Annotated in this window: 12 protein-coding genes and 1 tRNA gene; 3 read left to right on the forward strand and 10 right to left on the reverse strand. The window is 63.2% G+C overall.

Annotated elements, in window-relative coordinates; all coding sequences use genetic code 11:
* Positions 1-138: 138 nt before the first annotated feature.
* The 4 genes from ACESNG_RS18500 to ACESNG_RS18515 form a co-directional block, all read right to left on the reverse strand.
* Positions 139-807, reverse strand: a complete 669-nt coding sequence (locus ACESNG_RS18500; RefSeq protein WP_373060025.1) for a winged helix-turn-helix domain-containing protein — start codon at positions 805-807, stop codon at positions 139-141.
* Positions 804-2,282, reverse strand: coding sequence for a sigma-54-dependent transcriptional regulator (locus ACESNG_RS18505; protein WP_373070264.1), 1,479 nt, complete (start codon positions 2,280-2,282; stop codon positions 804-806). Before ACESNG_RS18505 ends, ACESNG_RS18500 begins: the two co-directional genes overlap by 4 nt.
* Positions 2,279-3,760 carry a PAS domain-containing sensor histidine kinase gene (locus ACESNG_RS18510; protein WP_373060029.1) on the reverse strand — a complete coding sequence of 494 codons (1,482 nt, stop codon included), beginning with the start codon at positions 3,758-3,760 and terminating at the stop codon, positions 2,279-2,281. Before ACESNG_RS18510 ends, ACESNG_RS18505 begins: the two co-directional genes overlap by 4 nt.
* Before the next feature lie 137 nt (positions 3,761-3,897).
* Positions 3,898-4,374, reverse strand: a complete 477-nt coding sequence (locus ACESNG_RS18515; protein WP_373060031.1) for a redoxin domain-containing protein — start codon at positions 4,372-4,374, stop codon at positions 3,898-3,900.
* Positions 4,375-4,541: 167 nt separating this feature from the next.
* Between ACESNG_RS18515 and ACESNG_RS18520 the strand changes: the two genes are divergently transcribed.
* From ACESNG_RS18520 to ACESNG_RS18530, 3 genes are all read left to right on the forward strand, one after another.
* On the forward strand, positions 4,542-5,642 hold the full coding sequence (locus tag ACESNG_RS18520) for a diguanylate cyclase domain-containing protein (RefSeq protein WP_373070266.1): 1,101 nt from the start codon (positions 4,542-4,544) through the stop codon (positions 5,640-5,642).
* Positions 5,643-5,645: 3 nt separating this feature from the next.
* Positions 5,646-6,380, forward strand: coding sequence for an EAL domain-containing protein (locus ACESNG_RS18525; RefSeq protein WP_373070274.1), 735 nt, complete (start codon positions 5,646-5,648; stop codon positions 6,378-6,380).
* Positions 6,381-6,477: 97 nt separating this feature from the next.
* A complete protein-coding gene (locus ACESNG_RS18530) occupies positions 6,478-7,518 on the forward strand; it encodes a cyanophycinase (RefSeq protein WP_373060035.1) in 1,041 nt (346 codons plus the stop codon).
* A 99-nt stretch (positions 7,519-7,617) separates the two neighbouring features.
* Here ACESNG_RS18530 and ACESNG_RS18535 read toward each other — a convergent pair.
* The 6 genes from ACESNG_RS18535 to ACESNG_RS18560 form a co-directional block, all read right to left on the reverse strand.
* Positions 7,618-7,690, reverse strand: a tRNA-Ala gene (locus ACESNG_RS18535).
* Positions 7,691-7,815: 125 nt separating this feature from the next.
* Positions 7,816-9,144, reverse strand: coding sequence for a hypothetical protein (locus ACESNG_RS18540; protein ID WP_373060037.1), 1,329 nt, complete (start codon positions 9,142-9,144; stop codon positions 7,816-7,818).
* Positions 9,144-9,977 (reverse strand): cytochrome c, encoded by an 834-nt coding sequence (locus ACESNG_RS18545; protein WP_373070268.1) that lies wholly within the window; start codon positions 9,975-9,977, stop codon positions 9,144-9,146. The genes ACESNG_RS18540 and ACESNG_RS18545 overlap by 1 nt, the downstream gene beginning before the upstream one ends.
* A gap of 13 nt (positions 9,978-9,990) precedes the next feature.
* Positions 9,991-10,482 (reverse strand): DUF3341 domain-containing protein, encoded by a 492-nt coding sequence (locus tag ACESNG_RS18550; RefSeq protein WP_373070270.1) that lies wholly within the window; start codon positions 10,480-10,482, stop codon positions 9,991-9,993.
* Between the two features lie 8 nt (positions 10,483-10,490).
* On the reverse strand, positions 10,491-11,894 hold the full coding sequence (nrfD, locus tag ACESNG_RS18555) for an NrfD/PsrC family molybdoenzyme membrane anchor subunit (protein ID WP_373060043.1): 1,404 nt from the start codon (positions 11,892-11,894) through the stop codon (positions 10,491-10,493).
* A gap of 11 nt (positions 11,895-11,905) precedes the next feature.
* A partial coding sequence (locus ACESNG_RS18560) for a 4Fe-4S dicluster domain-containing protein (RefSeq protein ID WP_373070272.1) occupies positions 11,906-13,597 on the reverse strand: 1,692 nt, incomplete at its 5' end.

Here is a 13,597-nt window from a genome sequence, read left to right on the forward strand (position 1 = left end):
ACACGGGTCTCGAGCTCGCGGAACAGGATCTCACGACGCACGGCGAGCAACGCGATCGAGAAGATGACGAGCGTTCCGATGAACGCGGCCGTGTAGGCGGCCGTCAGACGTGCCCGGATGGATCCCACGCGCGCTCCGCTACCCGCGGATCATGTAGCCGACGCCACGCACGGTGGTAATCAGCTTCTTCTCGAACCGGGCATCGATCTTCTTGCGCAAATGATTGATCACCACATCGACGATGTTGGTGCCGGGATCGAAGTGATAGCCCCACGCATACTCGGTGATCAACGTGCGGCTCATGACCCGTCCCGCGTGACGCATGAGGTATTCGAGTACCGCGAACTCCTTGGGTGTCAGCTCGATCGACTCCTCGCCACGCCGGACGTCGCGAGTGCCCTGATCGAGTACGAGATCGGCCACGCTCAACAGCGGCGACGCCATCGCGCGCGGACGACGCAGCAAGGCCTCTACGCGCGCCAACAGCTCTTCGAAGGCAAACGGCTTGGTGACATAATCGTCGGCGCCTGCCCGGAGCGTCTCGACTTTTGCATCGACCGCGTCCTGTGCGGTGAGGACGAGCACCGGACGTTCGAACCCGCGTGCGCGCAGCGTACGCAGCACATCGAGTCCGTTGCGCCCGGGCAGCCGCATGTCGAGAATGACCAGATCGTACGGTTGCGACAGCGCCATCCGCTCGCCTTCGAGCCCGCTATTCACCAGATCCGCCTGCCACCGCTGCTCCTCGAGCCCACGCCGCACGAATTCGCCGACGGTCGGATCGTCTTCGATCACGAGAATCTTCATAGGCGTGCTCCGCCCGACGGGCGTGTGAAGCCATACTCGCGAATCTTTCGATAGAGCGTCTTGGGCGAGATGCCGAGGATGTCGGCGGCCCGCCCCTGATGCCAGTTCGTCTGATCCAGTACCCCCGCAATGTGCCGCCGTTCAAGCTCCTCAAGCGTACGTCCCGACATCGACATCGACATCGACATCGACATCGCCTCCACGAACGGCATTCCGGGCTCGCGGACCGACTCTATCGGCGCGACCGGTGTGGGCCGTGCCGCGCCACCGACGTCGACACCCAAGGGCAGATCGTGTGCGCTCACGATGCCATCAGTGGCCAGCAGGGCGGCGCGTTCCATCACGTTGCGCAGTTCGCGCACGTTGCCGGGCCAGCGATACCGTTCCAGCACCATCGTGGCGTCCGCGCTGAGCTGCAAGGTGCGCCGCCCGAACTGCTCACCGAAGTACGACAGGAAATGCGCCGCGAGCAGCGACACGTCCACCGTGCGCTCGCGGAGGCCAGGCAGCGCGATGCGGATCGTATTGATACGGTGGAGGAAGTCATCGCGGAACGTCCCGGCCTGCACCATCCGCGAGAGATCGCGGGCGGTCGAGGCGATCACGCGCACGTTGACTTGCACCTTCTGCGTACCGCCCACGCGATAGAAGCTGCCCGTCTCCAAGGCGCGAAGCAGCTTCGCTTGCAACTTGAGATCGAGTTCCCCGACGTTGTCGAGATACAACGTACCGCCCGCGGCCAGCTCAACGAGCCCGACCTTCCGCTGGTCGGCGCCCGGGAATGCGCCTTTCTCGACACCGAACAGTTCCGTCTCCAGCAGCGACTCGGCCAGCGCCGCGCAATTGAGATCCACGAACGGCCCGTCGGGATGCTCACCGCGCGCGTGCAGCACACGTGCAACGAGGTCCTTGCCCGTACCCGACTCGCCGGTGATCAGGACGGTCGACGCGCTCGGTGCAACGCGATCGATCAACGTCAGGACCGCGCGCAGTGGCGCGTACTGGGTAAGGAACTGTGGATCGGCCGTCGCGCGACGCAGACGTGACTGGAGATGGAGATTCTCGCGCGCGAGCATGCGCTTCTCCCAGGCGCGTTTCACCAGCACCTCGATTTCGGCCATGCGATACGGCTTCGACAGGAAATCGTACGCGCCGAGTTTGAGCGCGGCGATCGCTGTTTCGATCGTCCCGTTGCCGGTGATGACGATGATCTCGGGCGGCATCGGCTCCTCGCGAATTTGACGCAGCACCTCCAGCCCGTCGATTTCCGGCATGACGACATCCAACAGGGCCACGTCGAAGCTGTCGGCGCGCAGGGTCTCGAGCGCGGCGCGGCCATCGCGCACGATCGTCACGGCGAATCCACGCGCGCTCATGAACTGTTCGAGAATCATCCCGAGATTCGGCTCGTCTTCCGCGATCAGCACGCGGATCGGCGATGCCGGATCGATGGCGCGGAACGGTGCCGCGCTCACCGCAGCGTGCCGGCCGGCAGCGACACGCGGAACACCGCGCCGGTGCCTTCAGGGGAGACGAGTTCCAGTTGCCCGCCGTGATCGTTCACGATGCCATAGCAGATCGCCAGTCCGAGCCCGGTGCCCTGCCCCGGCGGCTTGGTCGTAAAAAAGGGTTCGAACACCTTCGCCTGCAGCGCGCGCGGGATGCCCGGCCCTTCGTCCTCCACCTCGAGCAATGCGAGCGGCCGACCATCGTCGCCGCACGTCGACGACGTACGAATGATGACGCGTCCGCCTTCGGCGGTCGCATCCAAGGCATTCATGGCGAGCGCGATGAGGACCTGCACCAACTGATCGGCGTCGCCATGCACCGAGGCCTGTGCATCCCCCGCAAGTTCCATCACGAGCTTGACGCGCTTGAAGCGCGGATGGTGCTGCAGAAGGAACAGCGACTGCTGCACGACCTCGTCGAGATCGAAGCGTTCGCGGTGCGCCGGCTTCGGCCGGGCAAAGTCGAGCAGCCCGTTCACGATCTTCTTACAGCGCTGCACTTCGAGATCGATGATGCGCAAGAGCTCCGTTGGTGGCGTGGCCGGCGTACCGTGCTCCTGCAGCAGTCCCATCGACTCGGCGCAGGCGGCGATGGTGGCCAGCGGATTGTTGATCTCGTGCATCACCCCGGCCGCCAATTGCCCAAGTGCCGCCAGCTTCTCCGACTGTGCCGTACGATCGAGCGCGGCCTTCCAGTCCGTGATGTCTTCACCGATGGTGATGACGTGCGTGACGGGGCCGCCGCCCATCCGCATCGGAATCTTGGAAATCCTGAACGTACGGGGCTCACCAAAGGCATGGCTTTCCATCTGGAACTGCTGGAGTCGGCCGGAGGAGAAGACCTCGTCGAACTCCCGTTTCAGCAACGCGGCGGGCTGGCGATGCAGGACCTCGAAGATCGTGCGACCGATCGCATCGGTACGGGCCACGCCTTGCAGCCCGGTCTCACGTTTGTGGTTCCACGCGTGAATACGGTAGTCGCGATCCACCACGTGCAGCCCGTCGGGAAGCGAATCGACGACACACTCCATGAACGCGCGCTGGTGGGCGATTTCCCGGACCTTGGCGGTGAGCTCCCGCTGGAGATCCTGGAGTTGGGCATCGCGGGCCAGAGCGATCGCGAACACGTCGGCGACGGCGGTCAGGTGCTGGTGGTCGGTCGGACTGAATGGCTGCTCGCGGTGCACGACGAAAGTCGCCAAGACGCCAGCGGCCGCCGCGACCGGCAGCTGTCCCGGGGTGGTTGGCAACATGGCGCCAACGCTCCCCGGGTCCCGCCACACGATGGGCGGCTTCGCGCCGTCGGCGAACTCCAGCGCCAAACGCGTGGCTTCGAAGGAAGGGCCAAGGCGATCGAAGACGGATGTCACGCCGTGGGAGACGTCAGGCGCGCGCGCCAGCAGACCGAGCACCTCAGAAAGGGTCGGCAACGCCACGGCGTCCATCAGGACAAAGCGGGGAGTGGGATCACCCGAGCAAGGTAGGCGCACGGGGGCGATTGGACAAGCTGACCGAACTGCACGGTGAAACTGGTGGGGTCGATCTCCCTATCGCTGGGTGAGCCGATGCTCCACACGTTTCCCTAGAGGGCGATCGCGCGGATGGCGGCGAGTATCTCGGCGTTGTCGCGCTTGGTGTCTATGGTCGCTTCGACGTACGACCACCGGATCATTCCGGTTTTGTCGATGAGGAAGTAGGCGCGATTCGAGAAGAACGCCTGCGGGTGCAACACGCCGAAGGCAGCCGAGGCCTCGCGCTTGGAGTCGGACAGCAGCTCCACTTTCATGTCGTACTTACTGCGAAACTCTTTGAGGGAAGGACTCGCATCTACTGATATGGGAAGCACTTCCACGTCAAAAGACGAAAAATCGTCGAAATCTTCACTGAAGGCACACAATTCGCTGGTGCATACGCCTGTGAACGCCAACGGGAAGAACGCGAGCAACACGTTCTTCTGCCCACGAAAGCTGGATAGGGTGACGAACTCGCCTGACGTGGTGCGCAAGCTAAAATCAGGTGCTTCAGTGCCCGCCTGTAGCGGCGCGACGGTCGTAGACATGGTGGACACGTGGTAGAAGAAGAAGCGAGACAGACCGGAATCGCGATGGCACCGGGGAGGTCACAAATTGTCCGCCTACTGGCGGATGTTGAAAACGCCGGTAGTGTTGAGTTGAACGGGCACCCAACCGCCGAGTTCCCTGACCCGAACGCTGCGATGGATCAGCGATGAATCATCAGACAAGGGTAATCGCCGACGGTGTCTTGCGCGTCCTGCTGATCGACGGCGACGAGCAGGAGGCTGGCCGTTCCGAGTGCGGCCTCCGACAGCGGCTCGGTGACCGCGTGCGTGTCGTGCGAGCGCACTCGCTTGCGCAATCGATTCGCGAGCTCATGGAGACCGCTTTCGATGCTGTGGTAGTCGAGCTTGCCGTGTCCGACTCGAGTGGTATCGCGACGTTGGCTGGCGTTCGCGGCGCGGCACCGACGGTTCCTGTCGTGGTGTACACGCGCGAGCTCGACGATGCGACCGCCATCCGTGCACTCCGCGCAGGCGCGCACGAGTGTCTGGTGAAGAGCGACCTGTCCGCCAACGCTTTGGCGCGCCTGCTCGGCTTCGCGATTGAACGGCAGCGGCGACTGGCTACCCTCGAGGCCGCTCGCGTAGACGCTGCACATCGGGCGACACATGATCCACTCACCGGACTCGCGAACCGTGAGCTCTTTCTTGATCAGCTCGATCGTGCGCTCGCCTTCGGTTCGCGCTACAACCGCAAGACGGGTCTGCTGTTCGTCGATCTGGACGGATTCAAGGCGATCAACGACACGAAGGGACATGCCAAAGGCGATGCCCTGCTCAAGGCTGTCTCGACGCGCCTCCTGGGATGTGTGCGGCGATCCGATGCAGTCGCGCGTTTGGGCGGTGACGAATTTGTGATTCTGCTACCGGATGTCACGAGTCGGCGCGACGTATCGTATGTGAAGGACACGATACTCGAGTCGCTGCGCGAGGCCGTGGCGCTCACGGGCGATGAGGCGCTGATCGTCGGGGCCAGCATCGGCAGCGCGATGTCACCGCTCGATGGTGCCTCCGCGCAGGACCTGCTCGACGCTGCCGACGCGGATATGTACCGCGAGAAGGGCGAACGGCGGCGCGGCCGCATGCTCACGCCTATGGCGGGAATGGCGGCGGTCGGGGGTAACGGCACGAATGCGCTGGATATCGCGGACTCCGTATCGCACCGTCGGGAATCGCGGCTTCATTCAGCGGTCGCGCAAGGTGAGTTCGAGGTGTTTTATCAGCCAATTCTTGACGTCGTGGCCGATTGAATTATTGCAGCGGAAGCCCTGCTTCGCTGGCGCGACCCGGATCGCGGCCTCCTGTCGCCGTCCGGCTTCCTGGCGCTGGCCGAGGATACGGGACTGATTGTGCCGATCGGGGAGCAGGTGCTGCGGCACGCGTGCGAATCCATCGTTGCGTGGCGGCGCGAGAAGAGTGCGGCCGCGCTACGCGTGTCGGTCAACATGTCGGCGGTCCAGCTGCGCGAGCACGGCTTCGAGCAGCGCGTGGCGGCGATTCTCCACGAGACCGGTTGTCCGCCTGACGCGCTGACGCTCGAGGTCACCGAGAACAGCACGATGGTCGACGGCGATATGATCATGGAGACATTGCGCGCGCTGAAAGGACTTGGGCTTCGCCTCGTGGTCGACGACTTCGGCGTCGGTCATGCGTCGCTCACGTTCCTGCGGGAAGCGCCCGTGGACGGCATCAAGATCGACCGCCGATTCGTCTCGCAACTACTACTCGATCAGCGCGACCAGGCCATCGTTTCATCGATGATTCGCTTGGCGCGCGGCCTTGGACTCGACGTAGTGGCGGAGGGTGTGGAGAATGCGGAGCAGTCGCAGCGACTCGCACGCATGCAGTGCTTCGAGCAGCAGGGACGTCACTTCGGCGAGGCATTGCCGGCGCGCGAATTCGCCTCGCTGCTGGCGGCGCGCGCCTGCGGGCCAATCACGGACGTGCGTTCGTGGCGCGTGCGTCGCCCAGAGGCGCTGGGCGCGTAGTCCCGACGCGCACGGCCTCGACGCCTTCTTCTCGTGGGAATCTCGTATATTGGCGTGGTCTCCGGGTTGTTCCGAATCGTCCCCTGAAGCGCCTCTCATGACGAACCGTGCGTGCTCCGCCGTCCTACTCACCCTCGCTCTGGTCGCGTGCGGCAGCCGATCGAACGCTCCCACCGCTCCCGTAGCCGTTGGCGTGCAGGGCGATCCCGGCTACACGACCTACGTATCCGGCAGCACGACTGATGTACAGACGATTCCACTGGGCGGCGCGCTCCTCGCCGGTGGCGGCACGGACAGCGACGTCGGCATGCAGTGGCTACTGGCGCGGGGCGGCGCACGTAGCGCCGGCGCGTACGGCGACGTGGTCGTGCTCCGCACGAGCGGCACGAATGGATACAACGACTTTCTCATGAACCTCGGCGCGAACTCGGTGGCGAGCATCGTGATTTCGACCGCAGCCGGCGCCAACAGCGACTACGTGACGAGCGCGATCGCGCGGGCAGAGGTGGTGTTCATCGCCGGCGGGGATCAGTCGACGTATGTGAATTTGTGGACGGGCACGGCGCTGCAGACGGCCGTAGATGCCCGTATCGCGGCGGGCTATCCGATCGGCGGCACGAGCGCAGGCCTCGCCGTGCTGAGTCCGTTCGTGTATGCGGCGTTCAATGTATCGTCCACATCGGCGGTCGTCCTCGCGAATCCGCATGACCCGTCGGTCACGATTACCAATGCACTGTTCAACGTGCCGGTGCTTCAGAACCTCATCACGGATTCGCACTTCGTGGTGCGCGATCGCATGGGACGGCTGGTGACGTTCCTGGCTCGCCTGCAGCAGGATGGACGCGCCGCCGCACCACGCGGTATCGGCGTGGACGAGAGGTCGGCTGTGGGAGTACTGCCAAACGGTGCGGCCACGGTATTCGGCGCCGGCAACGGTGCATACTTTCTGAGCGTCACCAACAGCGTGACCCGTCTGTGCCTGGCCAATACTCCACTGAGCTACTCACCGGTTACGACGGTGCGCGTGCCCGTAGGCTCGCAGTTCAACCTGCCGAGTTGGACGACGGGCACGTCGACATCGTATGTACTCAGCGCAACGTCCGGTGTGTTGTCGTCGAGTAGCGGCGCGATCTATTAGTCACGCCGCTTGGACCAGGCGAGAGGAGCGGATAGCAAAGCGGGGGCTGCCAGTATTGGCCGCCCCCGCTTCGTTCTAATGCTGCCGGACATCTTGGAGTGGAGCGTATCGGGATCGAACCGATGACCTCACGCTTGCAAAGCGCGCGCTCTCCCAGCTGAGCTAACGCCCCAAAAGTCGCCAACATTGAAGAATAATCAATTGCCCGCTCCGAGCCAATCTTTCGCGCGTGAATATCGAAAGCGGGCGAGCACCGGAAGGTGCGCGCCCGCTTCGTTCTAACCGCGTCGAGGACGATTACTCGTGCGCGGGCAGCGGTTCCATCGTACGCGCGTCGACCGGGATCTGCACTTCGTCCTTGGCGGCCGTCGTCATCATGAACACGCGCATGACGGGGAACGCATCCATGAACGAGAAGTAGCAGAACGCCCACAGACCGAGGAAGCCGACGGTGGTGCCGATTTCCTGGAGCCCGAACGGGAGGCTGGTGGCCTCGCCGTAGATGGACGGATAGATCTCGATATAACGGTGCAGGTAGATCCCGACCATGCTGCACAGCGCGAAGAGCACGAACGTGGGCAGGTACACCTTGGCAGCTTTCGAGATGAGACCGAAGAACGGCAGCACGAAAGCGAGCACCGGCACCATCAGCGTGACCGTCTTCCAGACGCCCGACAAGCGCAGGCGATAGAAGTGCGTCTCTTCCGGGAGGTTACCGTACCAGATCACCAGGTACTGACTGAAGCTGATGTAGCCGAAGAATGCCGTGAAGGCGAAACACAGCTTTCCAAGATCCCAGAAGTGATCCATGGTGACGATGTCATCGGCCTGCAGGTGCTTCCGCCACCACATGCTCAGGAGCGACAACGACATGATCATGTTGAGCCACGCGCCCATGAACACGATCCAGGCGTACATCGTCTGCTGGAAGTGCAGCGAGATGCTCATGGAGTAATCCCACGCCATGAAACACCAGCCCACGACGAACGAGATGCAGACCGCGACGCCGAGTTTTCCCTGCAGCGAATGCTGCGTGTGCAGCTCACGACGCTCGTTGCCGAAGCCGGCGCGCATCTTGGCGCGAAGCCCAGCCGCCCACTTGGCGCCGTACTCGGGTAGGACGGCGACGTCGAGACGAACCGAGTGATACACAAACAGCATCTGCAGCACCATCATGGCGCCGAAGAAGAAGATGCCGCGCAACACGAACCAGCCAGGCTGGAGGTAGCGCGCCTTCTCGGCTACCGAGATGGTCTCGCGACCAGCCCATGTGAAGATGTGCTCGCGTCCCGGGAACAGAATGAGCAGCAGGATCAGGAACGCGACCGGCAGGAACGCGACGTACCCCTCCGCGAACCGAACAACGGGGCGTGACCATCGCGCGGTCACGATACGCTGCACGGCGGCAAACGCGACGCCGGCCGACGAGATGGTGGCGAAGAACAACCAGTTGAAATGGAGTGCCTGCCACGCGCGATCCGCATTGCTGAACAGACCGAAGATGAACACTGCGATGCCGACTACCGCCGCGCCCAGCGCGGCGGTCTTGAGACCGCCCGGAACCGGCTTCGCGGCCAGACGCTTCGCGAACTCTGCGCGCGCCGGGTAGTGATAATGTTGGCTCACTAGTGCTTCTCCTGGCTCGCGGCCGGTGTACCGGCCTTGGACGTCTCACCAGCAGAGGCCTTCTCCGAGTGCGGAGCGCCATGCAGCTTGCGCATGGTGTCGTTGTCGTTGTTGCCCTTGAAAGTGGCCGAGTTGATGCCCGAGGACCCGGGCGTCGGCTGCTGCGTGGGGCGCAGATAGCGCGAAGGCACATTGGGCGCGGTGAGCGACGGTCCAGGCACCGTGGTGCCGTTCTGACCGGGATAGCCTGCCAATAGCGTGTCGGCCTTGAGCGTGCTCTTGCCCTGCAGCGCCCGAACGTAGTTGATCACGTCCCATCGGTCAGGCTCTTCGATGCGGTTGTAGCTGCCCATAAGGCCGCGACCGTTTCGCAGCACACCGTAGATGTAGCCATCGGTGCGTCCAAGGGCCGACTCCGCGAGCAGACTGGGAGCGAACCCGTAATTCGGATTGACCTTTTTGAGTCCACCGTTGGCATTGCCCGATGCACCGTGGCAAACAGCGCAGTTGATCTGATAGTTCAACTTACCGTTGGCGAGCGACGCTTCCGTGACCGGATGCGGGTTCGGAATGGCGGAGAACGAATCGATCACCGCTGGCAGCGGGGCGTACGAGATCTGGTACCCGGCGACTACGGTTCCCTGCACCGGCACGCTGAACTGCGGGTTACCGCGCGGCGGTAGGAGCGAGTCGGCGTCGTTCTGCGACAGCGGCTCCCACGGTTCGATACGTGGCTGATTCTTGAAGTCGGTGAACCACGTGCATGCCCCAAAGGCAAAGGGGAGCACGACGGCGCCCGCGAGGCGCGACGAGCGCGCGACGATAGCAGTCATGAAGTACGTAGGCTCAGGCTTCACGTCGCACCTCCGTTGCACCGTGGTGGCGCAGCAGTTCTTCGGCCTGTCCCGCCTTGGTGGCGTCGCAGGCGATAAAGACGCCGAAGTATCCACCCGAGAACCGGGCGTCGTACCCCGACGTGGTGCTGAGGCGCGGAATGCGCGAATTGATGAACATGCCGGCAACCGTGGACAGCGCGCCGACGAGCACCATCATTTCGAAACCAATGATGGTGTACGGGATCCACGAGGCGATCGCTTTGCCACCGGTCACCAAGGGCCAGTAGGTGGACGACCAGATGGCCACCCAGTAGCCGAAGCTGACGCCGAGGAGGCCGCCGATCAAGGTGAATCGGCGGACGACGCTTGGCGGCGCGTCGATCGCGTGCTCGAGTTCATGGCGAATCGTCGGCGAGTAAACGGTCACATCGCCGAGTTTCTTCTTCTTGAGATCTTCGATGGCCGCAACGGTCGTGTCGATCTCATGGAATGCTCCGACCACACCTTGCATTAGTGGTGCCCTCCGCTGGTGCCGTGCTTCACGCGCGGCGCAACGATTTCCTTGAGCTCGGCGATCGCCATGACGGGCAGCTGCTTGACGAACAGCAGGAACCACATGAAGAACCAACCAAACGATCCAATCAGGAATGACATATCGATCCAGCTAGGAGCGTAGCTGCCCCACTGCCAGGGCTCGAACTCGTGCGAGAGCGACGGCACCACGATGACGAAGCGCTCGAACCACATGCCGAGGTTGATGAACAGCGAGAGCACGAACAGCCATGTTGGATTTCGGCGCAGCTTCTGCGACCAGAGCGACATGGGAAGCGACATGTTGCAGAGCAACATGATCCACGCCGCCCACCACCACTGACCGAACACGCGGTTCCAGAAGAACTCCTGTTCCGCACGGACGCCGCTGTACCAGGCGATGAAGAACTCGATCATGTACGCGCACCCGACAACCATCGACGTGAAGAGCACGACCTTGGCGGTGGCGTCGAGATGGTTGATCGTGATGTAGTGCTCGAGCTTGAACCACTTCCGCATCGGGATCGCGATCGTCCACACCATCGCGAAGCCTGAAAAGATGGCGCCGGCCACGAAGTACGGCGGGAAAATCGAGGCGTGCCAACCTGGGGTGAGCGCCATGGCAAAGTCGAAGGAAACGACTGAGTGCACGGAGAGCACGAGCGGGGTGCTGAAGGCGGCGAGGAAGAGATACGCCTTTGCGAAGTGACGCCATTCACGGTCGCTGTTCCGCCAGCCGAGCGAGAGGATGGCGAGGATCCTCTTGCGCGCGGGGTTGGTTTCTTTGTCGCGGAGCACCGCGATGTCGGGGATCAGGCCGATGTAGAGGAACGTGGTCGAAATCGTGAGGTACGTCGAAATGGCGAACACGTCCCACACGAGCGGCGACTTGAAGTTCGGGAACAGCAGACGCCAGTTCGGATACGGCAGCAACCAGAAGAACTTCCACGGGCGCCCGATATGAATGATCGGAAACAGACCGGCCGTCATGACTGCGAACACCGTCATCGCTTCAGCGGCGCGGTAGATCGAAGTACGGAAGCCGGCGCGGAAGAGGAACAGGATGGCCGAGATGAGCGTACCGGCGTGACCGATACCGACCCAGAAAACGAACGTGATGATGAAGTTACCCCACATCACGGGCGGTTCGTATCCAGCCTGACCGAGGCCCCAATAGATCTGATAGACCCACGCGGAGGCACCGATCAGCATCGCCAGCACGGCGACGCTGAGGCCCATGAGCCACTTCTTCGTGAAGCCGAGCGTCGCCATGATCTCGCGATCGACTTGCTCGTAATCCTTGACGGCGGGGAGTTGCACGTCGGCCGACGGAATGTTCGGCCCACGGATGCCCTCACGCACGGGATATCCTACGGATGCCATGTGCGATGCCCTCAGGCCTGCGCCGGGGAAGCCGGCGCCGGATAGTTGACCTTCTTGAGATAGACCACGGCCGTATACGTGTTCAATTCTTCGAACACGTGGTAGGCACGGCGGTCATAGGCGAGCTTCGCTACGGTCCAGTTTTCGTCGGCCGCGTCTCCGAAGATGATGGCGCGCGACGGGCATGCTTGTGAGCACGCGGTCGTGAACTCGTCAGGCTTGACCTCACGGCCTTCGGCCTTGGCGCGGTGTTCGGCTTCACGGATACGCTGCACGCAGAACGTGCACTTCTCCATGACACCCTTGCCGCGAACGGTGACGTCGGGATTGAGCGCCCAGTGCATCGGCTCTGGCCACGCGTACTGCTTGCGTGCCACTTCACCGTAGCCGAACCAGTTGAAGTAGCGAACCTTGTACGGGCAGTTGTTGCTGCAGTAACGAGTACCGACGCAACGATTGTAGACCTGTACGTTGAGGCCGTCGGGCGAGTGATACGTGGCGTACACCGGGCACACCGGCTCGCACGGCGCGTTGCCGCAATGCTGGCACATCATCGGCACGAAGCGCGTGTCGAAGTCGGGCGAGAACTCGTTTTCCGTGTTCTCGTTGCCTTCGTAGTAGCGCTCGAGGCGAATCCAGGCCATTTCCCGGCCCTTGATGATGTTCGCGCCCGGACGCTCGTCCCACGTGCTCGGACTGAGCGCGCGACCTTGGTACGGCGCGCCGACCGTCGGAATGTTGTTCTCGCTATAGCACGCGGTGACGCACGCCGAACAGCCCGTGCAGCGTGCGAGATCGATCGTCATCGCCCAGCGGCGCTTCGCCATCTTCTGCACGTGATCGGGGGCGTACATCCCCAAATCGCCTGCCTTCGGGTTGGCCAACTCACCCTGCGCGTCGGCCGCAACCGGGGCCTTGAGGCCAGCCTTGAAATCCTGCGACGGTAGGCCGGGGATGCTGTGCTCTTCGTGTCCGCCTTCTTCGGCTTCCTGACCGAGGAGTGCGGCAAGCGTCATCGCCTGCCCGATACCACGGCCGTGCTGACGCGCCGATCCTTCGGTGGTGACGAGCTGCGACGTCTCGGCGAGGACGGTGACCTTCCCCTTCATGCCGGAGAGCGCGAGCGTACCGGAAGCATCCCAGCTGCTCTGCAGGAGATCGAAGGCATTCACGCCGACGTTCTGCGCGAAGCGACCGTACGCCGTATGCCCTTGGCCGAGCGCGATGGCGACGGTGTCGGGACGCACACCCATGTAGCGATACGCCGGCGCGGTGATTTTTCCGGCGGACGTTTCAACGGTGAGGTGCTGTCCTTCCACGAGCCCAAGCTTCTTGAACGTGGTGGGGTGTACTTCCACCCACGACTGCCACGCGATCTTGGTGACGGGATCGGGAAGTTCCTGCAGCCATGGCTTGTTCGCACCACGCCCGTCGCCGAGGGTGGGCGACGGGAACACGTGCACGAAGTAGTCACCGGCACCGGCATCGGCTGCCGTGGCGGTGGCGGTCAGCGTGCGCGTGGCGGTCGCGATCAGCGGCGAGCCACTGATGGTCGCTTTGGTGAGCGCTGTCGTGAACGCCGAGGCACCGCCGGGGAACTGGCCGATGAACCAGCCGCGATAATCGGCGGCGGTATACTTGGCGGCGAGCGTCTGATCCTTCTTGGCGAGCGCGATGAGGACATCGGCGGTTGCCTTGGTGTC

This window comes from Gemmatimonas sp. (genome assembly GCF_041689975.1).
GTDB lineage: Bacteria > Gemmatimonadota > Gemmatimonadetes > Gemmatimonadales > Gemmatimonadaceae > Gemmatimonas.

What these genes read in the sequence shown, in the direction of transcription:
- ACESNG_RS18500 (WP_373060025.1), bottom strand. Translation starts at nt 807, where the DNA reads ATGAAGATTCTCGTGATCGAAGACGATCCGACCGTCGGCGAATTCGTG.
- ACESNG_RS18510 (WP_373060029.1), bottom strand. Translation starts at nt 3,760, where the DNA reads ATGGACGCCGTGGCGTTGCCGACCCTTTCTGAGGTGCTCGGTCTGCTG.
- ACESNG_RS18515 (WP_373060031.1), bottom strand. Translation starts at nt 4,374, where the DNA reads ATGTCTACGACCGTCGCGCCGCTACAGGCGGGCACTGAAGCACCTGAT.
- ACESNG_RS18520 (WP_373070266.1), top strand. Translation starts at nt 4,542, where the DNA reads ATGAATCATCAGACAAGGGTAATCGCCGACGGTGTCTTGCGCGTCCTG.
- ACESNG_RS18530 (WP_373060035.1), top strand. Translation starts at nt 6,478, where the DNA reads ATGACGAACCGTGCGTGCTCCGCCGTCCTACTCACCCTCGCTCTGGTC.
- ACESNG_RS18545 (WP_373070268.1), bottom strand. Translation starts at nt 9,977, where the DNA reads ATGACTGCTATCGTCGCGCGCTCGTCGCGCCTCGCGGGCGCCGTCGTG.
- nrfD (WP_373060043.1), bottom strand. Translation starts at nt 11,894, where the DNA reads ATGGCATCCGTAGGATATCCCGTGCGTGAGGGCATCCGTGGGCCGAAC.